The organism is Rubrivivax gelatinosus IL144 (assembly GCF_000284255.1).
Lineage (GTDB): Bacteria > Pseudomonadota > Gammaproteobacteria > Burkholderiales > Burkholderiaceae_C > Rubrivivax > Rubrivivax gelatinosus_A.
Genome location: NC_017075.1, coordinates 1,072,439 through 1,098,658, shown reverse-complemented (window position 1 = coordinate 1,098,658; position 26,220 = coordinate 1,072,439). Strand labels below are relative to the sequence as shown.

The window sequence follows — 26,220 nt, the reverse complement described above, 5'->3', positions numbered from 1 at the left end:
CGGCGCGCCGGCCTGTCGATGGCCGCTCGGGCGGTGGACGCCGGCCGGCCATCGGGGGGAAGGGGCAGCGATCCTAGCAGCCCTGGACCGGCGGCACGACCGCAGGAGAAGGGATCAGGAGCGGTAGTCGGCGTTGATGCTGACGTAGTCGTGCGACAAGTCGCAGGTCCAGACCGTCGCCGCCGCGGCGCCGCGGTGCAGGTCGACGCGCACGGTGATCTCGGCCTGCTTCATCACGCGCTGGCCGTCTTCCTCGCGGTACCCGGGGTGGCGGCCGCCTTCGCGCACGACGTGCACGTCGTCGAGGAAGAGGTCGATCAGGCCCTGGTCGAGGTCGCCGATGCCGGCGTAGCCGACGGCCGCCAGGATGCGGCCGAGGTTGGGGTCGCTGGCGAAGAACGCCGTCTTGACCAGCGGCGAATGCGCCACCGCATAGGCCGCGGCACGGCACTCGGCCTCGTCGCGCCCGCCCTGCACGGTGACGGTGATGAACTTGGTCGCGCCCTCGCCGTCGCGCACGATGGCCTGCGCCAGATGCTGCGACACCGCGACGACCGCCTCGCGCAGCGCGCGGCCTTCGGCCGAGTCGAGCGTCGTGATCGGCGCGTGGCCGGCCTGGCCGGTGGCCATCAGCACGAAGGAGTCGTTCGTGGACGTGTCGCCGTCGATCGTGATGCGGTTGAAGCTCAGGTCGGCGGCCTCGCGCAGCAGCGGCTGCAGCAGCGCCGCATCGACTGCGGCGTCGGTGGCGACGAAGCCCAGCATCGTCGCCATGTTCGGGCGGATCATGCCGGCGCCCTTGGCAATGCCGGTGACGGTGACCGTGCGGCCGCCGATCTGCAGCTGGCGCGACGCCGCCTTGGGCAGGGTATCGGTGGTCATGATGCCTTCGGCGGCCTCGGCCCAGCCGTCGGCGCGCAGCGCGGCCCAGGCGGCCGGCAGGCCGGCCTCGATGCGTTCGACCGGCAGCGTCTCCATGATGACGCCGGTCGAGAACGGCAGCACCTGGCGCGGCGCGACGCCGGCCACCGCGGCCAGCGCGTCGCAGCTGCGGCGGGCCCGCGCCAGGCCGTCGGCGCCGGTGCCGGCGTTGGCATTGCCGGTGTTGACGACTATCGCGCGGATGCCTTCGCCGGCGGCCAGGTGTTCGCGGCAGATCTGGACCGGCGCGGCGCAGAAGCGGTTCTGCGTGAAGACGCCGGCGACGGCCGAGCCTTCGGCCAGCTCGAAGACGACGAGGTCGCGCCGGCCGGCCTTGCGGATGCCGGCCATCGTGACGCCCAGGCGCACGCCGGCGACCGGCAGCAGGGACTCGGGGACAGGGGCGGCGAGGTTCACGGGCATGGCGGCGGCGCAACGGTGAGGCGGATGGAGCGCCGATTCTAGGAGCGCATCCGGTGCGACCCTGCCCCCGCGCGGTGCGCCGCTGCGCCGGCTCGGGGAACCCCGGTGGAACCCGCCCCCGCAGTCGCGGGATGCGGCTTGCACGCGGGCGTCCAGCCCCCTGCCCGGGCCCTGAGGGGCTACCCATAATCGTTCGCACCTCGGGGGGACGGACCGGCAGCCTGCCCCCTGAAACGCCTCCGAAAGCTGCCGCGCGGCCCCCCGCGCCGCAGCTCTCGCTCGCATCTCCCATGGCCGCCACAGAGGCGCCGCAGGACGGCGCCCGCACAGGAGTGAACGACCTCATGAGAAAGCACAACCTCGTGCCGATGCTGACCGCGATCGCCGCGGCAGCCGCGCTCGCAGGAGCACCGGCACTGGCCGCGCAAAGCTCGGTCCCGGTCTCCGCCGCCGAGTCCGGCACGCTCTGGTTCGTCGAACTCGACGGCAAGCCCGTCGCCGACGGCAACACCCTGGCCTCGGTGCGTACCGAAAAAGCGTCGCTGCGCACCGCGATCAAGAACGCCAAGCTGCGCGTGACCGAGCGCCGCAGCTTCGACAAGCTGTTCAACGGCTTCGTCGTCAAGGTCGACCAGCGCGATCGCGCCAAGCTGGCCATGCTGCCCGGCGTGAAGGCGATCTACCCGGTGCTCAACGTCGCTGCGCCCGAACCGGTGAAGAACGGCGAAGCCTCGCCCGACCTGGTGGCCGCGATCACGATGACCGGGGCCTCGGTGGCCCAGCAGCAGCTCGGCCTGAGTGGCGCCGGCGTCAAGGTCGGCATCATCGACACCGGCATCGACATCGACCACCCGGCCTTCGGCGGCAAGGGCACGAACGGCTCGACCTCCTTCCCGACCGCGCGCGTCATCGCCGGCTACGACTTCGTCGGCGACGCCTACGACAGCAGCGGCAGCGGCGACGCGCTGACCCCGGTGCCCGACGACGTGCCCGACGACTGCGCCGGCCACGGCACCCACGTCGCCGGCATCGTCGGCGCCAACGGCGGCGGCGTTCTCGGCGTCGCGCCCAAGGCCTCGCTTGGCGCCTACCGCGTCTTCGGCTGCACCGGCACGACCTCGTCGGACATCATCCTCGCGGCGCTGGAGCGCGCCTACGAGGACGGCATGCAGGTCATCAACATGAGCCTGGGCGCGGCGCGCCAGTGGCCCGAGTACCCGACCGCCAAGGCCTCCAACAAGCTCGTCGCCAAGGGCGTCATCGTCGTCGCCTCGGCCGGCAACAACGGCCCCGGCGGCTCGTCGCCGGACGCGCTGTTCGCCACCGGCGCGCCGGGCGTGGCCGACAAGGCGATCAGCGTCGCCTCCTACGACAACGCCCAATTGTCGTTCACCGTCGGCGGCACGCCGTTTGGCTTCACGCCGGCCAGCGGTTCGCCGGTGGCGCCGACCAGCGGCTCGCTGACGATGGCCAAGACCGGCACCACCACCACCGCCGACGACGCCTGCGTGGCGCCGGCGGCCGGCAGCCTGACCGGCAAGGCGGTGCTGATCCGTCGCGGCACCTGCTCGTTCTACCAGAAGGCCCTCAACGCGCAGAACGCCGGCGCGGCGGCCGTCGTGCTCTACAACAACCAGGCCGGCGCGCTGTCGCCGACGGTGGCCGGCACGCCGGCGATCACGATCCCGGTGGTCGCGATCACCGCCGACCAGGGCGCCAAGCTCGACGCCGCGATCGCCGCGGGCACGACGACGCTGAACTGGTCCGGCACCTACGTCAGCTATCCCTACGGCACGGGCGGCCTGATCTCGGGCTTCAGCTCCTACGGCCTGGACGCCGAGCTCGGCTTCAAGCCGAACGTCGGCGCGCCGGGTGGCGCGATCCTGTCGACCTATCCGCTGGAACTCGGCGGCACGACGACGCTGTCGGGCACCTCGATGGCCGCGCCGCACGTCGCCGGCGGCGTCGCGCTGATCCTGGAGTCCAACCCCAAGCTCAAGCCGGGCCAGGTGGCCGACCGGATCTACAACACGGCCGACCCGAAGAACTGGTCGGGCAACGCGGGTCTGGGGCTGCTGGACTTCTCGTTCCGCCAGGGCTCGGGCATGCTGGACATCATCGGCGTGATCCAGAACACCGCGACGGTTTCGCCGAGCCAGCTTGCGCTGGGCGAGAGCGCCGCCGGCAGTTCGCTGAAGACGCTGTCCGTCAGCAACCGCTCGGGCGCGCCGGTCACCTACACGATCAGCCACGTCGCGTCGCTGGCCGCCGGCCCGAACACCACGACCGGCAGCTCGTACAACGTCAGCGGTGTCTTCGACGGCCCGGCGACGGTGAGCTTCAGCCAGACGACGCTGACGGTGCCGGCCCGCGGCACGGGCAAGTTCTCGGCGACGATCACCGCCAACAGCTCGCTGCCCGACCGCAGCCTCTACGGCGGCTACATCGTCCTGACGCCGACCAACGGCACCGCGCCGCTGCGCGTGCCCTACGCCGGCTTCAAGGGCGACTACCAGTCGACCGTGGTGCTGACGCCGACGGCCAACGGCTTCCCGTGGCTGGCGACGCTGGCCGGCGGCAGCTACACCAACCAGCCCTCGGGTGCGACGTTCACGATGGCCGACGGGAACATCCCGTACTTCCTCGTGCACTACGACCACCTGTCGCGCAAGGTGATCCTGGAAGCCTTCGAGGCCGACACCGGCAAGTCCTGGCACCGCGTGAGCATGGAGGAGTACGTCACCCGCAACTCGACGCCGGGCGGCTTCTTCACCTACTCCTGGGACGGCACGACCTTCCGCGGCAAGGGCGAGAACCCGAAGGCCTGGAAGACGGTGCCCAACGGCCGCTACGTCGTGAAGATCTCGGTGCTCAAGGCGCTGGGCGACGAGGGCATCGCGACCGACTGGGAGACCTGGACCTCGCCGGTGATCACGATCGCCCGCCCGCAATAAGCGGCGCGAGCCTGCACGAAGGGGCCCCTCGGGGCCCCTTTTTCATGTCCGCCGGAAATGGAAACGGGGCCCGCGGGCCCCGTCGTCGTCGCGGCGATGCCGGCCGTCAGGCCAGCTTGCCGTGGCAGCTCTTGTACTTCTTGCCGCTGCCGCAGGGGCAGGGATCGTTGCGGCCGACGCGCGGCACCTCGGCCACGGCCGTGGCGGCATCGGCTTCCTGCGAGACGCTGCCGTCCTCGTTGGGATGGGTGTAGGTCACGTTGCTGACCTGGCCGGCCTGCTCCTCGATCGCCTCGGCGGCTTCGCTGGCCTGGTCGCGCGACTGGATGCGCACCGTCATCAGCACGCGCGTGACTTCCATCTTCACGACGTCGAGCAGCTGGCTGAAGAGCTCGAAGGCCTCGCGCTTGTATTCCTGCTTCGGGTTCTTCTGGGCGTAGCCGCGCAGGTGGATGCCCTGGCGCAGGTAGTCCAGCGCCGCGAGGTGATCACGCCAGTGCGAGTCCATCGCCTGCAGCAGCACCATGCGCATGAAGGGCGTGAACTGTTCGCTGCCGACCAGGTCGATCTTGGCCTGGAACTGCGCGTCGGCGGCGGCGATGACCTTGTCGACGATCTCCTCGTCGGTGATGCTCTCGCTGCCCTCGACGATGCTCTTGAGCGGCAGCTCGAGCTGCCATTCCTCGGTCAGCACGCGTTCGAGCGCGGCCAGGTCCCACTGCTCTTCCAGGCTCTCGGCGGGCACGTAGGTGCGCACGACCTCGGTCATCGTCGCGCGGCGCAGGTTCGAGATCTGCTGGTCCAGCGACTCGGACTCGAGGATCTCGTTGCGCTGCTGGTAGATGACCTTGCGCTGGTCGTTGGAGACGTCGTCGTACTCGAGCAGCTGCTTGCGGATGTCGAAGTTGCGCGCCTCGACCTTGCGCTGCGCGCTCTCGATCGAGCGGTTGACGATGCCGGCCTCGATGGCCTCACCCTCGGGCATCTTCAGCCGGTCCATCACCGCGCGCACGCGGTCGCCGGCGAAGATGCGCATCAGCGGGTCGTCCAGGCTCAGGTAGAAGCGGCTGGAACCCGGGTCGCCTTGGCGGCCCGAACGGCCGCGCAGCTGGTTGTCGATGCGCCGGCTCTCGTGGCGCTCGGTGGCGACGATGCGCAGCCCGCCCAGCGACTTGACCTTCTCGTGCAGGCCCTGCCACTCGTCGGTGAGCTGCTGGGCGCGGGCCTTCTTCTCGTCCTCGGACAGCGCCGGGTCGGCTTCGAGGAACTGGATCTGCTTCTCGACGTTGCCGCCGAGCACGATGTCGGTGCCGCGGCCGGCCATGTTGGTCGCGATCGTCACCATCTTCGGCCGGCCGGCCTGGGCGACGATCTCGGCTTCCTTGGCGTGCTGCTTGGCGTTGAGCACCTGGTGCGGCAGATCGGCCTTCTTCAGCAGCTCGGAGATCAGCTCCGAGTTCTCGATCGAGGTCGTGCCGACCAGCACCGGCTGGCCGCGCTCGTAGCAGTCGCGGATGTCGGCGATGACGGCGTCGTACTTCTCCTTGGCCGTCTTGTAGATCAGGTCGTTCTCGTCCTGGCGGACGGTCGGCTTGTTCGGCGGAATGACCACCGTCTCGAGGCCGTAGATCTCCTGGAACTCGTAGGCCTCGGTGTCGGCCGTGCCCGTCATGCCCGACAGCTTGCCGTACATGCGGAAGTAGTTCTGGAAGGTGACCGAGGCCATCGTCTGGTTCTCGCTCTGGATCCGGACGCCTTCCTTGGCTTCCACGGCCTGGTGCAGGCCGTCGCTCCAGCGCCGGCCCGTCATCAGACGGCCGGTGAACTCGTCGACGATGACCACTTCGCCGTTCTGCACGACGTAGTGCTGGTCGCGGTTGTAGAGCTGGTGGGCCCGCAGCGCCGCGTAGACGTGGTGCATCAGCGCGATGTTGGCCGGGTCGTACAGGCTCGCGCCCGGGGCCAGCAGGCCGGCCTCGGCGAGGATCTGCTCGGCCTTCTCGTGGCCGGCTTCGGTCAGGAAGACCTGGTGCGCCTTCTCGTCGACGGTGAAGTCGCCCGGCTCGATGACGCCTTCGCCGGTGCGCGGATCGGCTTCGCCGATCTGCTTCTTCAGCTTCGGGATCACCGCGTCGACACTGACGTACAGCTCGGTGTGGTCCTCGGCCTGGCCGCTGATGATCAGCGGCGTGCGCGCCTCGTCGATGAGGATCGAGTCCACCTCGTCGACGATGGCGTAGTTCAGGCCGCGCGCGACGCGCTCGCGCACGTCGTAGACCATGTTGTCGCGCAGGTAGTCGAAGCCGAACTCGTTGTTCGTGCCGTAGGTGACGTCGGCGGCGAAGGCGGCCTGCTTCTCCTCGCGCGACAGGCCCGGCACGTTGACGCCGACGGTCAGCCCCAGGAAGCCGTAGAGCCGGCCCATCCATTCGGCGTCGCGGCGCGCGAGATAGTCGTTGACGGTGACCACGTGCACGCCCTTGCCCGGCAGCGCGTTCAGGTACACCGGCAGCGTGGCGACCAGCGTCTTGCCTTCGCCGGTGCGCATTTCGGCGATCTTGCCTTCGTGCAGCGCCATGCCGCCGATCAGCTGGACGTCGAAGTGGCGCATCTTCAGCACGCGCTTGCCGGCCTCGCGCACGACGGCGAAAGCCTCGGGCAGCAGGTCGTCGAGCGAGGTGCCCTGGGCCAGGCGCTGGCGGAACTCGTCGGTCTTGGCACGCAGCGCGGCGTCGTCGAGCTTCTGCAGCTGCGACTCCAGCGCGTTGATCTTGTCGACCGTGCGCCGGTAGCCCTTCAGCAGGCGTTCGTTGCGGCTGCCGAAAATCTGGGTCAGGATCTTGGGAAACATGAAGTCCGCGCTCGAGATGTGATGCGGTGCCGGCACCCCGCGATGCCGAAGGGCCGAGAGGGATCGGGCGATTCGCTCGGGGCGCTCGGGCGTCGCGCTGGCGCACGGACACGAAGCCGACGAGTTTAGCACCCGGTCATGGCGCGACATCGGCGCCCCCGCGCTCGCGCGGCCATAGGGCTAGACTGTCGTGATGGCCCCCCGCTCCCCTCTCGCCGGCACGCTCTCGTTCAGCGACGCGCTGAGCGGCCACGCGCCGCTGGCGGGGCTGCTGCAGCGGGCGCGCGAGTCGCGCGCGCGCTACGACGCGATCGCGCCGCTGCTGGCCGGCGGCCTGCGCACCGCGGTGCGGCCCGGGCCGCTCGATGAGGAAGGCTGGACGCTGCTGGCCGCGCACGGCGCAGCGGCGGCCAAGCTGCGCCAGCTGCTGCCGCGGCTGGACACGCGGCTGCGCAACGCCGGCTGGGCGCCGGTGGCGATCAAGGTGCGGGTGCTGCCGCCCGAGCCCGGCCTGCGGCGCTGAGCCACGGCCGCGCCAGGGGGCTGGTGCCGGCTGTCAGAGTCGAACTGACGACCTTCCGCTTACAAGGCGGGTGCTCTACCAACTGAGCTAAGCCGGCGCGAGCTGCGGATTGTAGGAGCGCCTACTTGATCCGCTTGAGCGACGGGCGGCCGCCGGGCCCGGCGGGCTCGGGCGGCTCGTCGGACGGAGGCGGGGTCTCGGCGTCTGCCTCCGGCGGCTCGGGAGCCTCGGAGGCCAGGCGCAGCCCGGAGCGCAGCGGCGTCGGCGCCCGCGCCTCGGCGGCCGGAGACACCGGCGGTGCGGCGGGCGCCGCTTCGGCCGGCGCCGGGAAGGCCATGCCCTGGCCGTTCTCGCGGGCGTAGATCGCGACGACGTGGTCGACCGGCACGACGATGTCGCGCGGCACGCCGCCGAAGCGGGCCTTGAACTCGATGAACTCGTTGCCGAGCTTGAGCCCGGACGTGGCCTCGAAGCCGACGTTGAGCACGATCTCGTGGTTCTTCACGTACTCCATCGGCACCTGCACGCTCGCGTCGACGTAGACGGCGATGTACGGCGTGAAGCCGTTGTCGGTGCACCAGTCGTGCAGCGCCCGCAGCAGGTACGGGCGCGTCGAGGAACCCTGGTTGTCGCTGGTCGCGCTCATCGGTCGAGGCCCTGCCGGCTTACTTGCGCATCACCTTCTCGGACGGCGTCAGCGCCTCGATGTAGGCCGGACGCGAGAAGATGCGCTCGGCGTACTTCAGCAGCGGCACGGCGTTCTTCGACAGGTCGATACCGTAGTAGTCCAGGCGCCACAGCAGCGGGGCGATCGCGACGTCGAGCATCGAGAAGTCGTCACCGAGCATGTACTTGTTCTTGACGAAGATCGGCGCGAGCTGCGTCAGGCGGTCGCGGATCTGCGAACGCGCCTTCTCGAGCTGCTTGTCGGTCGCCTTGATGCCGCGGCCTTCGAGCAGGTTCACGTGGGCGAACAGTTCCTTCTCGAAGTTGAAGAGGAACAGCCGCACGCGCGCACGCGCCACCGGGTCGCCCGGCATCAGCTGCGGATGCGGGAAGCGCTCGTCGATGTACTCGTTGATGATGTGCGACTCGTAGAGGATGAGATCGCGTTCGACGAGGATCGGCACCTCGTTGTACGGATTCATCATCGCGATGTCTTCGGGCTTGGCGAAGAGGTCGACGTCGCGGATCTCGAAGTCCATGCCCTTCTCGAACAGCACGAAGCGGCAGCGGTGCGAGTAGGGGCAGGTCGTTCCGGAGTAAAGCACCATCATGGCGTGGGGCCCTCAATCGTCAGTTGGGGGCCAGACGGGCCCCGCGTCAAAAGAAGCAAACGCAGTGGTCGCCCGAAGGCTGCCACTGCGCTCCATGGCCCGGCCGACCGCCGGGCGTGGCGGACGTCTACTTGACGTCCTTCCAATACACCGCGTTCAGGCGCCAGGCGATCACGGTGAAGATCGCCAGGAAGATCAGCACGCCGATGCCCAACTGGGTGCGGGTGCTGCGGACCGGCTCGGACATCCAGGTCATGAACGCGACGAGGTCGGCGACGGTGGCGTCGTACTCGGCCTTGTTCATCTTGCCCGGGGTCTCGAGCTCGAAGCCCTTGAACACGTGCGTGACCTTGGCCGGATCGTGCGCGTCCTTCTCTTCCTCGAACACCGCACGCTGCGTGCCCTGCAGTTCCCACAGCGCGTGCGGCATGCCGACGGCCGGGAAGACGAGGTTGTTCCAGCCGGTGGGACGGCTGTCGTCGCGGTAGAAGCCACGCAGGTAGGTGTAGAGGTAGTCGGCGCCGCTGCCCTTGGAGCCGTCGGCACGCGAACGCGCCACCAGCGACAGGTCCGGCGGCGTGGCGCCGAACCATTCCTTGGCGTCGCGCGGATCGATGGCGCTGTTCATCAGCTCACCGACCTTCACGCCGGTGAGGATCAGGTTGTCGCGGATCTGCTGCTCGGTCAGGCCGATGTCGCGCAGGCGGTTGTACCGCACGTACGACGCCGAATGGCAGTTCAGGCAGTAGTTGACGAAGGTCTGCGCACCGCGCTGCAGCGCCGCCTGGTCGTTCAGGCGTTCGCTGGGGAACTTGTCCCAGGCCGGCCCGCCGGTGTTGGCGTGAGCCGCACCGAGGAGCGCCAGGCTGGCGAGCAGGGAGAGGATCAGTTTCTTCATGGTGTCTAGGACTCCGCTCTCGTCGGCTCAGTGGGCGCGGAAGGTCACGCGCTCAGGCACCGGCTTGAACTCGCCGATGCGGCTCCACCAGGGCATCAGCAGGAAGAAGCCCATGTAGAACAGCGTGCCGACCATCGAGATGATCGAGCCGGCGGCCGACGGCGGCTGGATGCCGTAGTAGCCGAGGACGAGGAAGTTGACGACGAACACCGCGTAGACGGCCTTGTGCCACGCCGGACGGTAGCGGATCGACTTCACCGGGCTGCGGTCCAGCCAGGGCAGGAAGAAGAGGATCAGCACCGCGACGCCCATCACGACGACGCCCCAGAACTTGGCGTCGAAGGTCTTCAGCAGCGCCACCAGCACGATCGCGCCGACCAGCGGGGCGAACTTCCAGATGCCCTTGAAGCCGCCCTTGACGAAGCCCAGCACGCCGGCGATCGCGATCAGCACGACGAGCACCGTGACCATGTCGTCGGTCACCGCGCGCAGCATCGAATAGAACGGCGTGAAGTACCACACCGGGGCGATGTGCGCCGGGGTCTTCAGCGGGTCGGCCGGGATGAAGTTGTTGAACTCCAGGAAGTAGCCGCCGCCTTCGGGCGCGAAGAACAGCACGGCGCTGTAGAGGATCAGGAAGATCGCCACGCCGTAGATGTCGTGCACCGTGTAGTACGGATGGAAGGGGATGCCGTCCAGCGGGATGCCCTTGTCGTCCTTCAGCGCCTTGATCTCGATGCCGTCGGGGTTGTTCGAACCCACTTCGTGCAGCGCGATGATGTGCGCGACGACCAGGCCCAGCAGCACCAGCGGCACGGCGATGACGTGGAAGCTGAAGAAGCGGTTGAGCGTCGCGTCGCCGACGACGAAGTCGCCGCGGATCAGCAGCGACAGGTCGTTGCCGACGAAGGGGATCGCCGAGAACAGGTTGATGATGACCTGCGCGCCCCAGTAGCTCATCTGGCCCCACGGCAGCAGGTAGCCCATGAAGGCTTCGGCCATCAGCGCGAGGAAGATCGCGCAGCCGAAGATCCACACCAGCTCGCGCGGCTTGCGGTAGCTGCCGTAGATCATCCCGCGGAACATGTGCAGGTACACGACGATGAAGAACGCCGAGGCGCCGGTCGAGTGCATGTAGCGCACCAGCCAGCCCCAGGGCACGTCGCGCATGATGTACTCGACCGACGCGAAGGCGACCGCCGCGTCAGGCTTGTAGTGCATCACGAGGAAGATGCCGGTGACGATCTGGATCACGAGGACCAGCATCGCCAGCGAGCCGAAGAAGTACCAGACGTTGAAGTTCTTCGGCGCGTAGTACTCCGACATGTGCTCCTTGAAGAGCTTGGTGGCCGGGAACCGGTTGTCCACCCATGTCATGAACTGCTCGGCCATCGGCGCACCCGGCCGCGCTTGCTTGAATTCAGCCATCGAATTGACCTCGGACTTCGTGGTTTGCGGCGTCAGGCCTTCTTGTCCTCACCGATCAGCAGAACGGTGTCGGACAGGTACATGTGCGGCGGCACTTCGAGGTTGTCCGGCGCGGGCTTGTTCTTGAAGACGCGGCCGGCCAGGTCGAAGGTCGAGCCGTGGCAGGGGCACAGGAAGCCGCCCGGCCAGTCGGCGGGCACGCTGGCGTTGCCGCTGCCCTTGGCGACGCCGCCGGGCGAGCAGCCCAGGTGCGTGCAGATGCCGATCACGACCAGGTACTCGGGCTTGATCGAGCGGCCCGTGTTCTTGGCGTAATCCGGGATCGGGTAAGCCTTGCGCTCGGAGTTCGGGTCGGCCAGCTGGCTGTCGAGCGTCTTCAGCTGGTCGATCTGCTCCGGCGTGCGGCGCAGGATCCAGACCGGCTTGCCGCGCCATTCGACGGTCATGCGGTCACCGGGGGCCAGCTTGCTGATGTCGACTTCGACCGGCGCGCCCGCGGCGCGGGCCCGTTCGGAAGGCGCAAAAGTGCTGACGAACGGAACGGCGACCGCCGCGCCACCAACGGCACCAGCGCCGCAGGTGATGGCGATCCAGGTGCGTCGTCCTTGGTCGACGGCAGCGTCACTCATGGATGTCCTCGGGTGTTGCTCGGGAGGGGAGATTCGGGTCAACCCGTGATTCTAGCCGACGCCGAAGGGGCATCCGCCGCTCACTGGCGTGCTTGACGCGGTCTATGCCTCGTCCTACCGTCGTCGCGAGGCTCCGGGCCACTTGCCGACCGGGGCCGATCCACCGATTCAAGACCAGCAGGAGGGGGCTCGGATGAGCTTCGCATCGGAATTCAAGGAGTTCGCCACCAAGGGCAACGTCGTCGATCTCGCCGTCGGCGTGATCATCGGCGGCGCCTTCGGCAAGATCGTCGAGTCCCTCGTCGGCGACGTCATCATGCCGCTGGTCGGTCGCGTCGTCGGCGGGCTGGACTTCAGCAACTACTTCATCCCGCTGGCGGGCCAGACGGCGACGACGCTGGCCGAGGCCAAGAAGGGCGGCGCGGTCTTCGCCTACGGCAGCTTCATCACCGTGTCGGTGAACTTCGTGATCCTGGCCTTCATCATCTTCGTGATGGTCAAGCAGATCAACCGCATCAAGCGCAACGCGCCGCCGCCCCCGCCGCCGGCGCCCGCGCCGACACCCGAGGACGTGCTGCTGCTGCGCGAGATCCGCGACGCGCTGGCGCGCAAGTAAACCGGGGGCGGCCGGCGGCAGTTGCCGCATACTCGGGGGACTGCCGCCCGAATGAACCCGCACCCCGTCCACCGCCTGCCCGCCGCCCTCGAGGCCGCCGTCCAGCGCATCAAGCTGGCGGCGCGTCAGGCCACCGAACGCACGATCGAGAGCCTGGGCCTCGCCGCCCTCGCGTCCAACAACGCGTTCCAGCGCGACGGCCTGCTCGGCGCGCAGTTCGAGCTCAACCGCAAGTCGGCCGTCTTCGCGCTGGCCTTCAACGAGGAGTTCGACCGCCGCGTGCTGCGCGAGGTCGCGCCGCGCAGCGGCGAGGACTCCACGCAGAGCCCGAGCTGGGAGTCGCTGCGCCTCGTCGAGGACCGCGAACTCGAGATCGAGGTCGCCGCCGAACGTTTCGGCCTGGAAGCCGCGCACGCCTGCGAATGGGAGCTGCGCGAACTAGGCGCCTACGTCGGCGCGCTGCTGGGCAGCGCCGGCGGCGAGCGCGAGCGCAACCCGCTGCGCCCCGAAGTCGTCGGCCACGCGATGTACCAGGCGGTGGAGACCGTCTCCGACCGCCCCGAGGTGCGCGACGCGCTGGCCCGGGAGATGGCGCGTTCGCTGGGCACGCTGCTGCGCAGCACCTATGCCGAGATCGTCGCCGACCTGCGCCGCGCCGGCGTGCAGCCGGCCGGGCTGACCGTGCGCAACACCGAGTCGCGCAGCGGCGCGCCGAGCACCGGCTTCGGCGCCTCCGAACGCGCCGCCGAATCCGAGCGCGCGGCGCTCGGCCCCGAGGTCGACAGCCGCTGGGGCAGCCGCCGCAGCGGCAGCAGCTTCGGCCCGAGCACACGCTCCGGCCACGCCGCCGGCCGCGGCACGCCGCTGGGCGACGTCGACCCGGCGATGATGGCCTTGATGCGCCGCATCGCCTTCGCCGAAGCCGCGGCGATGGCCGATGCCGCCGACGCCGGCCTGGCCGGCGGGCCGGCGCTGCCCAACCTGATCCACGCCCATCGCGACGAGCTGCGCCAGGCCGCCGGCGGCTCGCTCGACCTGATGGTCATCGACGTCATCGGCAGCCTGTTCGACCAGATCCTGTCGGACCCGAAGGTGCCGCCGCAGATCGCACGCGAGATCGCGCGGCTGCAGCTGCCGGTGCTGCGTGCGGCGCTCGGCGACCCCAGCTTCTTCTCGTCGCGCCGCCACCCGGTGCGCCGCTTCGTCAACCGCATCGCCTCGCTGGGCGCGGGCTTCGACGACATCGGCGACGCCGGCGCGCAGCGTGTGCTGGGCCGCATCCGCGAACTCGTCGACGAGGTCGTGCAGGGCGACTTCGACCAGCTCGAGCTCTACCAGAGCAAGCTCGCGGCGCTCGAGGCCTTCGTCGCCGAGCAGGGCCGCGACGAGGTGCGCGCGCAGGGCGACGCCGCCGAACTGCTGGCCGCCAAGGAAGACGAGCTGCGCCTGCGCCAGCTCTACGCGCAGCAGCTGCACGGCGAGCTGAAGGGCCTGTCGGCGCCGGAGTTCCTGCGCGACTTCATCAGCCAGGTCTGGAGCCAGGCCGTCGTCGCCGCCAGCGAGCGCGACGGCGCCGAGGCCGAGTCGGTGCGCCGCCTGCGCCAGGTCGGCCGCGAGCTCTTCATGAGCGTGCAGCCCAAGACCTCGTCGGCGCAGCGCAAGAGTTTTCTCGCCGAGCTGCCCAAGCTGATGAAGGACCTGGGCGAAGGCCTGGACCTGATCGGCTGGCCCGAGGCCTCGCGGCGCGAGTTCTTCGGCCGGCTGCTGCCGGCGCACGCCGAGTCGCTGAAGGCGCAGCCGGTGCGGCCGCTGGACATCAACCTGCTGGCGCGCGAAGTCGACGGCGCGCTGCAGCGCCCGCTGCCCTCGCGCGAGGCGCTGCGGGCCGCGCCGGCCAACCTGCCGGTGCTCGACGAGGTCATCGCCGAGCCCAGCTTCAGCGCCGAGGAAGCCGCGCGTGTCGGCCTCGTCGACGAAAGCCAGATCGACTGGAACGGCCAGATCGACATCGTCATCGGCGAGGACGCGCCGGTGACCACGGCCGACACCGCGATCGGCGGCCTGCCGACGCCGTCCGAGCCGGTGGAGCCGACCGAAGGCCGGGCGCTGGCCGAACACGTGCAGGTCGGCTTCGCCTACCGCATGCACATCGGCGAGGCCTGGCAGAAGGTGCGGCTGGTGCACGTCAGCGCCGGGCGCACGTTCTTCGTCTTCCACCACGGCACGCGCCACAAGGAGACGGTCTCGCTGACCCAGCGCATGCTCGTGCGGCTGTGCGAGACCGGGCGCCTGCGCGCCTACGAGAACGCCTACCTGCTCGAACGCGCGACGGCACGCGCGCGGCGCCAGCTCGCCGCGATGGGCAGCGCCGGGGCCTGAATCAGGCCCGCGCGGCCAGCGCGGCGCGCGCCCAGCGGATCGCCGCCACCAGGCTGGAAGGATCGGCCCGGCCCTGCCCCGCGATGTCGAACGCGGTGCCGTGGTCGGGGCTGGTGCGCACGAAAGGCAGGCCCAGCGTGACGTTGACGCCCTGCTCCACACCCAGGTACTTCACCGGGATCAGGCCGTGGTCGTGCGTCATCGCGACGACGAGGTCGAAGGCACCGCGGCGGGCGCGCATGAACACCGTGTCCGGCGGGAACGGGCCGCTGGCGTCCACGCCTTCGACGCGCGCCGCCTCGATGGCCGGGGCGATGATCTCGATCTCCTCGCGGCCGAAGAGCCCGCCTTCGCCGGCGTGCGGGTTCAGCCCGGCCACCGCGATGCGCGGCCGCGCCTGGCCCCAGGCGGCCGCCGCGGCGTGGGCGATGCGCAGCGTCTGCAGCACGGCGTCGTAGCTCACCTGCTCGATCGCCTGGCGCAGCGCGACGTGGATCGTCACCAGCACGACGCGCAGCTCGTCGTTGGCCAGCATCATGCGCACCGGCGGCGGCTCGCCGCCGTCGGCGGCCAGCGCCTGCAGCATCTCGGTGTGGCCGGGGAAATGCACGCCGGCGGCCGCCAGCGCCTCCTTGTGGATCGGCGCGGTGACGACCGCCCCGCCCTCGCCGGCGCGCACGCGGCGCACGGCTTCCTCGATGCAGGCCGCGGCCGCGGCGCCGGCACGCGCGTCGATGCGCCCCCAGGGCAGCGCCGCCAGGCCCTCGGGCAGGCCGGGTGGCACCAGCACCGGCACGCAACCGGGCGGCACCGCGGCCAGGTCGGCCGGCGAGTCGATCACCGCGACGATGCCGGCACCGGCGCGGCGCAGCACCGCCGGGTCGCCGACGACGACGCAGCCTTCGGCCTCGCCCTGGCGGAAGGCGGCGGCGATGATCTCCGGGCCGACGCCGGCGGCGTCGCCCATCGTGATCAGCAGCGGCGCGCTCATACCGGGTTGACGATCTCGATGAAGCGGTGCTCCAGGCCGAAATGCGCCGCCACCGCCGCCGCCGCCGCGGGCGCGCCGTAGCGTTCGGTCGCGTGGTGGCCGCAGGCCAGGAAGGCGACGCCGGTCTCGTGCGCCAGGTGCGCCTGCGGCTCGGAGACCTCGCCGGTCAGGAAGGCGTCGGCGCCGGCGGCGATCGCGGCCTCGAAGTAGCCCTGGCCGCCGCCGGTGCACCAGGCGATGCGCTGCAGCGGCCGGCCGTCGCCGGGCAGCAGCAGCGGCGTGCGCGCCAGCGCCTGCTCGACGCGTGCCGCCAGCGCCGCGGCGTCGGCGATGCCGGCTGCCGGGCCGATGAAGCCGATGTCCTGCTCGCCGAAACGTGCGTCGGCCACGAGGCCGAGGCGCAAGCCCAGCTGGGCGTTGTTGCCGAACTCGGCATGCGCGTCCAGCGGCAGGTGGTAGGCGACGAGGCTGAGGTCGTGCTTCATCAGCCGGCGCACTCGCTCGCCCAGCCAGCCGGTCAGGCGCCCGTCCTGGCCGCGCCAGAACAGGCCGTGGTGCACGAACAGCAGGTCGGCGCCGGCGGCGATGCCGGCGTCGATGAACTCGCGGCTGGCGCTGACGCCCGAGACGATGCGGCGCACCTCGGGGCGGCCCTCGACCTGCAGGCCGTTCGGCCCATAATCCCGGAACGCCTCGGGCTTCAGCAGCCCCTTGAGAAAGGCGTCGATCTCTTTCAGCTCGGCCACCGGCGCCGCCTCCTTCTCTTCCATGTTGCGCAGAACCTGGCTCGTATTCTCGCAGGCGGTCACCGTCGCGCTGGGCGGGCTCTTCGTCGTCGAAACGCTCAAGCCCGAGTGGCTGCCGCGCAGTGCCCCGGTGCTGCCCGGGCCGACGATCGTCCAGGCCAGCGCCCCGGCCGCCTCGGCCCCGGGCGGCGTGCACGCCGGCGGCTACAGCGCCGCGGCGCGCCGGGCGACGCCGGCGGTGGTCAGCATCGTGGCGACGAAGATGGCGCGAGGCAACCCGCACGCCGACGACCCGCGTTTCCGCTTCTTCTTCGGCGACGAGGCCGCGCGCCAGCGGGCGCAGACCGGCCTGGGTTCGGGCGTCATCGTCTCGCCCGAGGGCTACCTGCTGACGAACAACCACGTCATCGAAGGCGCCGACGAGATCGAGGTCCAGCTCGCTGACGGCCGCCAGGTGCGCGCGCGCGTCATCGGCGCCGACCCCGAGACCGACCTCGCGGTGCTGAAGATCGACCTCGACAAGCTGCCGATCGTCGCCTTCGGCGACGCGCCCTCGCTGCAGGTCGGCGACGTCGTGCTGGCCATCGGCAACCCGTTCAACGTCGGCCAGACCGTCACCGCCGGCATCGTCAGCGCGCTGGGCCGCAACCAGCTCGGCCTGTCGACCTTCGAAAACTTCATCCAGACCGACGCCGCGATCAACCCCGGCAACTCCGGCGGCGCGCTGGTCGACGTCGCGGGCAACCTGGTCGGCATCAACACCGCGATCTTCTCGCGCAGCGGCGGCAGCATGGGCATCGGCTTCGCGATCCCCGTCGACACCGCGCGCCAGGTGATGGAGGCCATCGTGCGCGAGGGCCGCGTGACGCGCGGCTGGATCGGCGTCGAGCCGCGCGACCTGACGCCCGAGATCGCGCAGAGCCTGGGCCTGCGGGTGGTCAGCGGCGTGCTGATCACCGGCGTGCTGCAGGACGGCCCGGCCAGCCGCGGCGGGCTGAAGCCGGGCGACGTCGTCGTGCGCATCGGCGACGCCGAGGTGGGCAACACCACCGAGCTGATGTCGGCGGTCGCGGCGCTCAAGCCGCGCTCGGAAGCGGTGATCGGCGTGCAGCGCGGCGAACGCGCGCTCGACGTGCGCCTGGTGATCGGCGAACGTCCGGCCGCGATGCGGCGCACGCCGCGCTGAACGCGGCCCGCGCCGGGCGCGCTCAGCCGGCCTTCTTGCTCTCTTCGGCGGCGTCCTGCGGCGCCTGCGTGTGCTTGATGAAGAGCTGGGCGGCGACGATGCCGGCCTCGTAGAGCAGGATCATCGGGATCGCCAGCGCGAGCTGGGAGATCACGTCCGGCGGCGTCACGACCGCGGCGACGATGAAAGCGCCGACGATGAAGTAGCCGCGCGCCTTGCGCAGCTGCTCGATCGACACGATGCCGACGCGCGCCAGCACGACGACGGCCACCGGCACCTCGAAGGCGACGCCGAAGACCAGGAACAGCGTCAGCACGAAGCCGAAGTACTGCTCGATGTCCGGCGCGGCGGTGATCGTCGTCGGCGCGAAGGCCTGGATGAACTTCGACATCCCGGGGATGACGATGAAGTAGCAGAACGCGACGCCGACGACGAACAGCACCGTGCTGCTGATGACCAGCGGCAGCACCAGCTTCTTCTCGTGCGAATACAGCCCCGGCGCGACGAAGGCCCAGACCTGGTAGAGCACGACCGGCAGCGCGAGCATCAGCGACGCCATCAGCGTGATCTTCAGCGGCACCAGGATCGGCGAGATGACGTTGGTGGCGATCAGCGTTGCGCCCTTGGGCAGGTGCGCGACCAGCGGCGCGGCCAGCAGGTCGTACATGCCCGACGGCCCGGGCCAGAACACGAGCACGGCGAAGGCGATGCCGACGGCGATCAGCGCCCGGATCAGCCGGTCGCGCAGTTCGATCAGGTGGGAGACGAACGGGGCTTCGGTGCCGGCGAGTTCGTCGTCCTTCGGGTCCGGGGCGCTCATCGACGCGGCCCGATGCCGGGCGGACGGAAGCGCGCGACGCGCGCCGCGCCCGACTGCGCGCGGGTGCGCACGCCGTGGCGCTGCTTGTACCAGAGCGGCGTCGCGCCGCGCTTCAGGCGCCAGTTCTTCTTCGGCGGCCGGTAGGCGGGCACCGGCGTCGACAGCGCCTGCGACGAGTCCGCGGGCGTGCCGCCGGCATAGGCGTCGGCCGCGTCGCGCCACTGCGACTCGACCGCCGTGCCCGCCGCCTGCACCTCGCGCTGCACCGTCTGGCTGACGTCGCGCGCGGCGTCGTGGAACTGGTCTTTCATCTTGCGGAGCTCGTCGAGCTCGATCGAGCGGTTGACCTCGGCCTTGACGTCGGCGACGTAACGCTGCGCCTTGCCGAACAGATGTCCGAGCGTGCGCGCCACCTTGGGCAGCTTTTCCGGCCCGATGACGATCAGCGCGACCGCGCCGATCAGCGCGATCTTGTCGAAACCGAAGTCGAGCACGGGATCAGTGCTTGGTCTTGGCTTCGACGTCCACGGTGTTGGCGTCGTTGCGCTGCGCGGTCACCTGCTGCGGCGGGGCCTGCTTCTCGTCGGCCACGTCGCCGGCGCCCTTGACGCCGTCCTTGAAGCTCTTCACCGCTTCACCGAGGTCGCCGCCGATGTTCTTCAGCTTCTTCGTGCCGAAGATCAACACCACGACCAGCAGCACGATGAGCCAGTGCCAGATGCTGATGGAACCCATGTCTTAACTCCTTTGGAGGAACCTTCGATTCTATGGCGAGCCTGCCGGGCACCCTGGAACGGGTGAGGTCAGCCCTTGGCCCAGGGACGCGGGCCGCCCATCACGTGCATGTGCAGGTGATAGACCTCCTGCCCGCCGTCGGGCCCGTTGTTGACGACGACCCGGAAGCCGTTCGTCACGCCCAGGTCGCGCATCAGCCTGGGCGCCAGCGCCAGCATGCGGCCCAGCAGCGCCTCGTGCTCCGGGCCGGTGTCGGCCAGCGTCGCGACGTGCTGCTTCGGGATCACCAGCACGTGCACCGGCGCCCAGGGGTTAATGTCGTGGAAGACGAGCAGTTCCTCGTCTTCGTAGACCTTCTTCGCCGGAATCTGGCCGGCGGCGATCTTGCAGAAGAGGCAGTTCGGGTCGTGCTTCATGCCGGAAGGGCCTGGTTGGAAATGAGCGCGCTCCAGCCGCGGAAGATGCGGTAGAGGAACCAGATCGAGATCAGCGTCCAGGCGACCCAGCCCGGCAGCACCAGCACCCAGAGCGGCGCGGTCAGCAGGTAGGCCAGCCCGGCGAAGATCACGCTGCGGATGCGCCAGCGGAAATGCGACTCCTGCCAGGAGCCCAGCGCGTCGCCGCGTTTGACGAGGTCGATGATGAACGCGATGAGCAGCAGCCCGACGCTGGCCTGGATGCCCGGCACCACCGCGCCGACCGCGACGATCGCGTGCAGCAGGTAGCTGATATGCCCCAGCGTCTTCAGCGACGCCTCGCGCTCGGCGTTGGCCACCACCTCGTCCATCGTCATCCTCCTTCGGAGTTCTCGCGCTGGCGCAGCTTGCGCAGCGCGAACTCCTCCAATCCGGAGAGTCCTTCGCGGCGCCGCAGTTCCGCCAGCACCTGCTCGGGCCGCAGCCCGAAGTGCGACAGCGCGACCAGGCTGTGGAACCACAGGTCGGCGACTTCGCCGACCAGGCGCTCGGGCACGCCGTCCTTGGCCGCCATGACGACCTCGGTGGCTTCCTCGCCGACCTTCTTCAGGATCGCGTCGGTGCCCTTGTGGAACAGGCGCGCGACGTAGCTCTTGTCCGGGTCGCCGCCGTGGCGCGAGTCGATGACGTCGGCCAGCCGCGCCAGCGTGTCGTCGCCGGCGACCGGCATGCTCAGGGGTTCGTTCATTTGTAGATGCTCTCGGGGTCCTTCAGCACCGGCTCCACCGTCTGCCAGGCCCCGTTCTCGTAACGCCGGAAGAAGCAGCTGTGCCGACCGGTGTGGCAGGCGATGCCCGGTTCGTGCCCGGTTTGCGTGACTTTCATCAGGATCACGTCGGCATCGCAGTCCAGGCGCAGCTCGTGCACGGTCTGCACGTGGCCCGATTCCTCGCCCTTGTGCCACAGGCGCTTTCGCGAGCGGCTCCAGTAGACCGCCTCGCCGCGGCGCGCGGTCTCGGCCAGGGCCTCGCGGTTCATCCACGCGACCATCAGCACGTCGCCGGTGGTCGCTTCCTGGGCGATCGCCGGCACCAGGCCGTCGCCGCCCCACTTCACGCTGTCGAGCCAGTCCATGCGGGCAGTTTACGCAGCCGTGTGCGTCGCGCCGGTGAAACCCCGTTCCTCGGCGAACCAGGCGAGCACCGGCACCGTGCCGGGCAGCACCGGCACCACCTCGACGGGCAGCGTCTGCCAGGCCATCTGCTGGCGCTCGCGCATCTCGAACTCGCCTTGCCAAGCGTAGACCTTGCAGAAGTGCAGCCGCACACGCGCGTGCGGGTAGTCCATCAGCTCGATCTTCCAGGGCTCGGCCGGGCCGATCGTGATGCCGAGTTCCTCGTGCAGCTCGCGCCGCAGCGCCTCTTCGACGGTCTCGCCGGCCTCCAGCTTGCCGCCCGGGAACTCCCAGTGGCCGGCGTAGACCTTGCCTTCGGGGCGGCTGGTCAGCAGGAAGCGGCCATCCGGGGCCACCAGCACTCCGACCGCGACGTCGACCGGCGTGCGCTCGCTCGCCTCAGACATCGGCCAGCCTCCCGGCGTAGTCGCGAGCGAACTGCTGCGCGACACGGCCCGAACGCGAACCGCGCTCCAGGGCCCAGACCAGCGACTCCTGGCGCGCCGCGGCGATGGCATCCTCGCCGACGCCGAACGCACGCAGCCACTGCGCGACGATCGCCAGGTACTCGCCCTGGCTGAAGGGGTAGAAGCTGATCCACAGCCCGAAACGTTCGGACAGCGAGATCTTCTCCTCGACGACCTCGCCCGGGTGCACCTCGCCGTCGTCGGTGTGGGTGTAGCTGAGGTTCTCGCACATGTACTCCGGCAGCAGGTGGCGCCGGTTGCTGGTGGCGTAGATCAGCACGTTGTCGGCGGTCTGCGCCACCGAGCCGTCGAGCATGCTCTTCAGCGCCTTGTAGCCGGGCTCGCCCTCGTCGAAGCTGAGGTCGTCGCAGAAGACGACGAAACGCTCGGGCCGGTCGGCGACCAGGTCGACGATGTCGGGCAGGTCGACGAGGTCGGCCTTGTCGACCTCGATCAGCCGCAGCCCGCGCGGCGCGTATTCGTTCAGGCAGGACTTGATCAGCGAGCTTTTCCCCGTGCCGCGCGCGCCGGTCAGCAGCACGTTGTTGGCGCCGCGGCCGGCGACGAACTGCTCGGTGTTGCGCACCAGGCGTTCCTTCTGGCCGTCGATCTCCTTGAGGTCGGCGAGGCGGATCGTCGCGACGTGGCGCACGGGTTCGAGAACGCCGGCGTTGCCGCGGCGGCGGTAGCGGAAGGCGGGCGAGGCGGCCCAGTCGGGCGCGGCCGGCGGGTGCGGCAGCACCGACTCCAGCCGCGCGAGCAGCGATTCGGCGCGTGCGAGCAGCGCCTCCACGGAAGACGTCGGGATCATGGAACCGAGTGTAGGGGGCGCAGCGAATCGTCGACGACGACCCAGGTGCGGTCGCCCGGACGGCGCTCGACGCTGGCGCAGCCGGTGAACGCGCCGAAAGCCGGCAGCACCCCGACCTCGGGACCGAAGTGGAAACACGGCAGCCGCAGCCGGTCGTGCGCCGGGCCGCCGAGCGAAGCCGCCGGGTGCAGGTGGCCGCCGATGACGTAGGCGCCCGCGATCGGCTCGGGCTCGTGCGCCAGCGCCAGCGCGCCGAAACGCAGCGGGCCGTCGACGCACTCGATGCCCCAGTCCGGCGGCGGGTCGCCGGCGTGGCGGTCGTGGTTGCCGCGCACCAGGGTCAGCGCCAGGCCGGGGTGGCGTGCGCGCCAGCGCGCCACGGCCTGGGCCGTGCCCGGGGTGCGCGAACGCGAGGAGTGGATCAGGTCGCCGAGGAAGATCACCTGGCCGGCGCCGGTGCGCGCCAGCGCGGCGTCCAGCGCCTCCAGCGTCTGGCTCGTGGTGCCCGCGGGCACCGGCACGCCCAGGCTGCGAAAGCTCTGCGCCTTGCCCAGGTGGGCGTCGGCGACGAGCAGCGCGTTCTCGGCCGGCAGGAAGGCGGCACGTTCGGGCAGCAGGACGAGCGCCTGCCCGGCGACCTCGATCTGGACCACCGCCGTCTCAGGCGACGAGGCGTTGCAGCGCCGGCTCGAGCAGCTCGGTCGGCGAGCGGCGGAAGCCCGAGCGCGCGTAGCGGTGCAGTCGGCCGACCGCGAACGCGACCAGCGCCGAGGCGATCGCGTTGGCGTCGACGGTGGGCGTCGTCGAGCCGCGTTCGTCGGCTGCGGCGCGCAGGCTCTGGCGCAGCAGCGACTCCAGGCGGTCGAAGAACTGGTTCATGCGCGCGGCCAGGCGCTCGTGCTCGAAGACCAGCGCGTCGCCGACCATCACCCGCGTCATGCCCGGGTTCTTCTCGCCGAACTGCAGCAGCACGGCGACGATGCGCTGGGCCTGCGCCGCGCCCGAGGGCTCGCGTTCGGCGATCTGGTTGACCAGCGTGAAGACGCTGGACTCGATGAACTCGATCAGCCCCTCGAACATCTGCGCCTTGCTGGCGAAGTGGCGGTACAGCGCCGCTTCGCTGACCTCGAGCTTGGCGGCCAGCGCCGCCGTCGTGATGCGTTCGGCACCGGGCTGCTCGAGCATGCGCGCCAGCGTCTGCAGGATCTGCACGCGGCGTTCGCCCGGACGCGGGCGTTTGCGCGCGGGTGCGGCGGTGGCGACCGCCGGCGTCGCCGGCTCGGAGACCGCCGCCGGGGCCACCGGGTCGGCGTGGGCGCTCTGGTCTTCCATGCGGGCGGCGAAGGGCGGATGTCGTTCGGTCGGGAGGGGGCTTTCGGATTCTGGCATACGGCCGGCCGGCTTATCCCCGCAGCAGCGTGGCGAGGCGCGAGATCCGCCGGTCGACGTATGGGGGAGCCAGCGTCAGCCGCGAGGCCACCGGCATCGCGACGCGCGCCCGGCGTGCGAAGCGCTGCATCCACACCGTGCCCATGCCCACCGAGCGTGCGGCCTTCAGGTGGCCCAGCGTGTCCTCGACGAGGATGCAGCGCTCGGGCGGCACCTTCAGCCGCGCGGCGACGCGGCGCAGCATGCGCGTGTCGGGCTTGGGCCTCAGCTGGCCGAAGACGCGCATGTCCTCGATCGGGATGACGAGGTCGAACAAGTGCGTGATGCCCAGCACGCCGAGCACGCGCCGCGTGTACAGCGCCGGGGCGTTGGTCAGCAGCACCTTGCGCCCTGGCAGGCGCGCCAGCGCGGCGAAGTCGTGGGCGTGGCCGCGCACACGCTCCTCCAGCCCGGGCAGCACGTGGGTCTGCTCGAGGAAATGCGCGGCGTCGACGCCGTGGTGGCGCATCAGCCCGAGCAGCGTGGCGCCGTAGCGCAGCCAGTAGCGCCGGCGCAGCGCGTCAGCTTCGGCGCGGGTGAGCCCCAGCTCGCGCTCGATGTAGTCGGTCATGCCGACGTTCAGCTGGCCGAACGCGGCGTGCGACGCGTCGTGCAGCGTGTTGTCCAGGTCGAACAGCCAGACCCGGTCGTGCGGCGCAGCGCGGCTCATGCGCCGCCGGCGGCGCGGCGCGCGTCGCGCCGGCCCAGCGCGCCGATGCTGGCGATCATCAGCACCGCACCCAGCCATTGCGTGGCCGACAGGTCCTGGCCGAGCAGCAGCGCGGCCAGCAGCACCGCGGTCAGCGGCTCGACCAGCGTGGCCACCGTCAGCGCCGTCGGCGACAGGCGCTGCGCACCCCAGTTGAAGCACAAGAGCGCGATCGCCGCGGTCACCAGGCCCAGGTACAGCAGCCAGGCCTCGGGCGGCAGCTCGTTCGGCCAGGCCAGCGGCGTGTACAGCGCCGACAGGCCCATCACCGCCGCCGCGACGACGGTCAGCCCGGTCGTCGCCTGGCCCGGGCCCAGCGTCGTCGACAGCCGCCCGGTGACCAGCGTGAAGCCGGCGTACAGCAGCGCCGAAGCGACCGAGAAGCCGACGCCGGCGGCGAGCGTCGCGGTCGACACCTCGCCTGCGCCTTCGTGACGTGCGACGACCATCGCCGTGCCGCCCAGCGCCGCGGCCAGCGCCAGGACCAGCGGCGCGTCCAGCCGCTCGCGCCCACGCGCCGCCGCCAGCAGCGTCACCAGCACCGGCGGCAGGCACAAGGCGATCAGCGTCGGCACCGCCGCGCCGATGCGCGCGATGCCCAGGAACCAGAACGAGACGTAGAGCGCCATGCAGGCGCCGGCGGCCGCCAGCAGCCCCAGATGCGGCCGCATCGCCCGCCATAGCCCCGGCCGGCCGAAGACCGCCAGCAGCAGCGCCGCGCCGACGACGAAGCGCCAGAACGAAACGTTCTCCGGGCTGAGCCCGAAACGCGCGATCAGCAGATTGACGACCAGCGCCCCGGTGCCCCACAGGAAGCCGGCGCCGCAGGCGGCGGCCATGGCGGGGGCAGTGCCTCGGGTCGTCACGGCATTCGCGCTCAGTGGGAACGAATCATCGTGCCGAAAGCCTGCTCCGTCAGGATCTCCAGCAGCGTCGCGTGCGGCACCCGCCCGTCGATGATGTGCACCGCGTTGACGCCGCTCTTGGCGGCGTCCAGCGCGCCGGCGATCTTGGGCAGCATGCCGCCGCTGATCGTGCCGTCCTCGAACAGGCCGTCGATCTCGCGCGCCGTCAGGTCGGTGAGCAGCGTGCCGTTCTTGTCGAGAACGCCCGGCGTATTCGTCAGCAGCATCAGCTTCTCGGCCTTCAGCACCGTGGCCAGCTTGCTGGCGACGAGGTCGGCGTTGATGTTGTAGCTCTCGTTCTTCTCGCCGAAGCCGATCGGGCTGATGACCGGGATGAACTGGTCGTCCTGCAGCGCCTGCACGACCGAGGGGTCGATCGCGGTGATCTCGCCGACCTGGCCGACGTCGTGTTCGATCGACGGGTCGTTCTTGTCGAGCATCTTCAGCTTGCGCGCGCGGATCATGCCGCCGTCGCGGCCGGTCAGGCCCACGGCCTTGCCGCCGGCGGCGTTGATCAGGCCGACGATGTCCTGCTGCACCTCGCCGCCGAGCACCCATTCGACGACTTCCATCGTCTCCTCGTCGGTGACGCGCATGCCCTGGATGAAGGTGCCCTTCTTGCCCAGGCGCGACAGCGCCTCGTCGATCTGCGGGCCGCCGCCGTGCACGACGATCGGGTTCATGCCGACCAGCTTCAGCAGCACGATGTCCTCGGCGAAGTCCTGCTGCAGCGCCGGGTCGGTCATCGCGTTGCCGCCGTATTTGATGACCAGCGTCTTGCCGTGGTACTTGCGGATGTAGGGCAGCGCCTGCGCCAGGATCTCGGCCTTCTCGCGCGGCGTGATGTGGGCGGTGGGGGTCTCGGCGGGGGAGGCGGTGGACATCGTGGCTTCCGTCGGCAAAAACAGGGGTGGCGGGCATTGTAGGGACGCG

General features: G+C 70.4%; 28 protein-coding genes and 1 tRNA gene. 5 read left to right on the top strand and 24 right to left on the bottom strand.

Annotation, left to right across the window (positions count from 1 at the left end; translation table 11 throughout):
- Positions 1-114: 114 nt before the first annotated feature.
- Positions 115-1,344, bottom strand: a complete 1,230-nt coding sequence (gene argJ / locus RGE_RS05175) for a bifunctional glutamate N-acetyltransferase/amino-acid acetyltransferase ArgJ (RefSeq protein ID WP_014427269.1) — start codon at positions 1,342-1,344, stop codon at positions 115-117.
- A gap of 344 nt (positions 1,345-1,688) precedes the next feature.
- Between argJ and RGE_RS24895 the strand changes: the two genes are divergently transcribed.
- Positions 1,689-4,298, top strand: a complete 2,610-nt coding sequence (locus RGE_RS24895; protein WP_014427267.1) for a S8 family serine peptidase — start codon at positions 1,689-1,691, stop codon at positions 4,296-4,298.
- A gap of 106 nt (positions 4,299-4,404) precedes the next feature.
- On the opposite strand, the gene secA is transcribed toward RGE_RS24895, so the two are convergent.
- A complete protein-coding gene (secA, locus tag RGE_RS05165) occupies positions 4,405-7,149 on the bottom strand; it encodes a preprotein translocase subunit SecA (RefSeq protein WP_014427266.1) in 2,745 nt (914 codons plus the stop codon).
- A 193-nt stretch (positions 7,150-7,342) separates the two neighbouring features.
- On the opposite strand from secA, the gene RGE_RS05160 reads away from it, so the two are divergent.
- On the top strand, positions 7,343-7,672 hold the full coding sequence (locus RGE_RS05160; protein WP_014427265.1) for a hypothetical protein: 330 nt from the start codon (positions 7,343-7,345) through the stop codon (positions 7,670-7,672).
- A 21-nt stretch (positions 7,673-7,693) separates the two neighbouring features.
- Here the strand turns inward: RGE_RS05160 and RGE_RS05155 are convergent.
- From RGE_RS05155 to petA, 6 genes are all read right to left on the bottom strand, one after another.
- Positions 7,694-7,769: transfer RNA gene (locus RGE_RS05155), tRNA-Thr, on the bottom strand.
- 24 nt (positions 7,770-7,793) lie between these two features.
- Positions 7,794-8,318, bottom strand: a complete 525-nt coding sequence (locus RGE_RS05150) for a ClpXP protease specificity-enhancing factor (RefSeq protein ID WP_014427264.1) — start codon at positions 8,316-8,318, stop codon at positions 7,794-7,796.
- A 19-nt stretch (positions 8,319-8,337) separates the two neighbouring features.
- Positions 8,338-8,949 carry a glutathione S-transferase N-terminal domain-containing protein gene (locus RGE_RS05145; protein ID WP_014427263.1) on the bottom strand — a complete coding sequence of 204 codons (612 nt, stop codon included), beginning with the start codon at positions 8,947-8,949 and terminating at the stop codon, positions 8,338-8,340.
- 127 nt (positions 8,950-9,076) lie between these two features.
- A complete protein-coding gene (locus RGE_RS05140) occupies positions 9,077-9,847 on the bottom strand; it encodes a cytochrome c1 (protein ID WP_014427262.1) in 771 nt (256 codons plus the stop codon).
- A 27-nt stretch (positions 9,848-9,874) separates the two neighbouring features.
- Positions 9,875-11,275, bottom strand: coding sequence for a cytochrome b (locus RGE_RS05135; RefSeq protein WP_014427261.1), 1,401 nt, complete (start codon positions 11,273-11,275; stop codon positions 9,875-9,877).
- 32 nt (positions 11,276-11,307) lie between these two features.
- Positions 11,308-11,904 carry a ubiquinol-cytochrome c reductase iron-sulfur subunit gene (gene petA, locus RGE_RS05130; protein WP_014427260.1) on the bottom strand — a complete coding sequence of 199 codons (597 nt, stop codon included), beginning with the start codon at positions 11,902-11,904 and terminating at the stop codon, positions 11,308-11,310.
- A 193-nt stretch (positions 11,905-12,097) separates the two neighbouring features.
- Between petA and mscL the strand changes: the two genes are divergently transcribed.
- The gene (gene mscL, locus RGE_RS05125; protein ID WP_014427259.1) at positions 12,098-12,520 is read left to right on the top strand and encodes a large conductance mechanosensitive channel protein MscL; all 423 of its coding nucleotides are present in this window, start codon (positions 12,098-12,100) and stop codon (positions 12,518-12,520) included.
- 51 nt (positions 12,521-12,571) lie between these two features.
- The gene (locus RGE_RS05120) at positions 12,572-14,899 is read left to right on the top strand and encodes a DUF1631 family protein (RefSeq protein WP_014427258.1); all 2,328 of its coding nucleotides are present in this window, start codon (positions 12,572-12,574) and stop codon (positions 14,897-14,899) included.
- A gap of 1 nt (position 14,900) precedes the next feature.
- Here RGE_RS05120 and pdxA read toward each other — a convergent pair whose 3' ends face one another.
- Both pdxA and RGE_RS05110 read right to left on the bottom strand, forming a co-directional pair.
- On the bottom strand, positions 14,901-15,890 hold the full coding sequence (pdxA, locus tag RGE_RS05115; protein WP_014427257.1) for a 4-hydroxythreonine-4-phosphate dehydrogenase PdxA: 990 nt from the start codon (positions 15,888-15,890) through the stop codon (positions 14,901-14,903).
- Positions 15,887-16,660, bottom strand: a complete 774-nt coding sequence (locus RGE_RS05110; RefSeq protein WP_070099444.1) for a Nif3-like dinuclear metal center hexameric protein — start codon at positions 16,658-16,660, stop codon at positions 15,887-15,889. Before RGE_RS05110 ends, pdxA begins: the two co-directional genes overlap by 4 nt.
- Here RGE_RS05110 and RGE_RS05105 point away from each other — a divergent pair.
- Positions 16,659-17,822 carry a S1C family serine protease gene (locus RGE_RS05105; protein ID WP_014427255.1) on the top strand — a complete coding sequence of 388 codons (1,164 nt, stop codon included), beginning with the start codon at positions 16,659-16,661 and terminating at the stop codon, positions 17,820-17,822. The genes RGE_RS05110 and RGE_RS05105 overlap by 2 nt on opposite strands.
- A gap of 22 nt (positions 17,823-17,844) precedes the next feature.
- Here RGE_RS05105 and tatC read toward each other — a convergent pair whose 3' ends face one another.
- The 14 genes from tatC to argB all read right to left on the bottom strand — a co-directional run bounded on the left by tatC (position 17,845) and on the right by argB (position 26,171).
- The gene (gene tatC / locus RGE_RS05100; protein ID WP_014427254.1) at positions 17,845-18,642 is read right to left on the bottom strand and encodes a twin-arginine translocase subunit TatC; all 798 of its coding nucleotides are present in this window, start codon (positions 18,640-18,642) and stop codon (positions 17,845-17,847) included.
- Positions 18,639-19,136, bottom strand: coding sequence for a Sec-independent protein translocase protein TatB (gene tatB / locus RGE_RS05095; protein WP_014427253.1), 498 nt, complete (start codon positions 19,134-19,136; stop codon positions 18,639-18,641). The genes tatC and tatB overlap by 4 nt, the downstream gene beginning before the upstream one ends.
- A gap of 4 nt (positions 19,137-19,140) precedes the next feature.
- A complete protein-coding gene (gene tatA / locus RGE_RS05090) occupies positions 19,141-19,377 on the bottom strand; it encodes a Sec-independent protein translocase subunit TatA (RefSeq protein WP_014427252.1) in 237 nt (78 codons plus the stop codon).
- Positions 19,378-19,445: 68 nt separating this feature from the next.
- Entirely contained in the window at positions 19,446-19,793 is a 348-nt protein-coding gene (locus RGE_RS05085; protein ID WP_014427251.1) for a histidine triad nucleotide-binding protein, read from the bottom strand.
- Entirely contained in the window at positions 19,790-20,164 is a 375-nt protein-coding gene (locus RGE_RS05080; protein WP_014427250.1) for a DUF4870 family protein, read from the bottom strand. Before RGE_RS05080 ends, RGE_RS05085 begins: the two co-directional genes overlap by 4 nt.
- A 2-nt stretch (positions 20,165-20,166) precedes the next feature.
- The gene (locus RGE_RS05075; RefSeq protein WP_043784725.1) at positions 20,167-20,523 is read right to left on the bottom strand and encodes a phosphoribosyl-ATP diphosphatase; all 357 of its coding nucleotides are present in this window, start codon (positions 20,521-20,523) and stop codon (positions 20,167-20,169) included.
- Positions 20,524-20,537: 14 nt separating this feature from the next.
- Positions 20,538-20,927 carry a phosphoribosyl-AMP cyclohydrolase gene (gene hisI, locus RGE_RS05070; protein ID WP_014427248.1) on the bottom strand — a complete coding sequence of 130 codons (390 nt, stop codon included), beginning with the start codon at positions 20,925-20,927 and terminating at the stop codon, positions 20,538-20,540.
- A 9-nt stretch (positions 20,928-20,936) separates the two neighbouring features.
- On the bottom strand, positions 20,937-21,374 hold the full coding sequence (locus RGE_RS05065) for an NUDIX domain-containing protein (protein ID WP_014427247.1): 438 nt from the start codon (positions 21,372-21,374) through the stop codon (positions 20,937-20,939).
- Positions 21,367-22,245 carry an ATP-binding protein gene (locus RGE_RS05060; protein WP_014427246.1) on the bottom strand — a complete coding sequence of 293 codons (879 nt, stop codon included), beginning with the start codon at positions 22,243-22,245 and terminating at the stop codon, positions 21,367-21,369. Before RGE_RS05060 ends, RGE_RS05065 begins: the two co-directional genes overlap by 8 nt.
- Positions 22,242-22,898: a ligase-associated DNA damage response endonuclease PdeM gene (gene pdeM / locus RGE_RS05055; protein WP_014427245.1), complete on the bottom strand. Its 657-nt coding sequence runs from the start codon at positions 22,896-22,898 to the stop codon at positions 22,242-22,244. The genes RGE_RS05060 and pdeM overlap by 4 nt, the downstream gene beginning before the upstream one ends.
- A gap of 7 nt (positions 22,899-22,905) precedes the next feature.
- Positions 22,906-23,577 (bottom strand): nucleoid occlusion factor SlmA, encoded by a 672-nt coding sequence (gene slmA / locus RGE_RS05050; protein WP_014427244.1) that lies wholly within the window; start codon positions 23,575-23,577, stop codon positions 22,906-22,908.
- 70 nt (positions 23,578-23,647) lie between these two features.
- Positions 23,648-24,343, bottom strand: coding sequence for a pyrimidine 5'-nucleotidase (locus RGE_RS05045; protein ID WP_014427243.1), 696 nt, complete (start codon positions 24,341-24,343; stop codon positions 23,648-23,650).
- The gene (locus RGE_RS05040) at positions 24,340-25,221 is read right to left on the bottom strand and encodes a DMT family transporter (RefSeq protein WP_014427242.1); all 882 of its coding nucleotides are present in this window, start codon (positions 25,219-25,221) and stop codon (positions 24,340-24,342) included. Before RGE_RS05040 ends, RGE_RS05045 begins: the two co-directional genes overlap by 4 nt.
- Positions 25,222-25,259: 38 nt before the next feature.
- Positions 25,260-26,171: an acetylglutamate kinase gene (gene argB, locus RGE_RS05035; RefSeq protein WP_014427241.1), complete on the bottom strand. Its 912-nt coding sequence runs from the start codon at positions 26,169-26,171 to the stop codon at positions 25,260-25,262.
- Between the last annotated feature and the right edge of the window lie 49 nt (positions 26,172-26,220).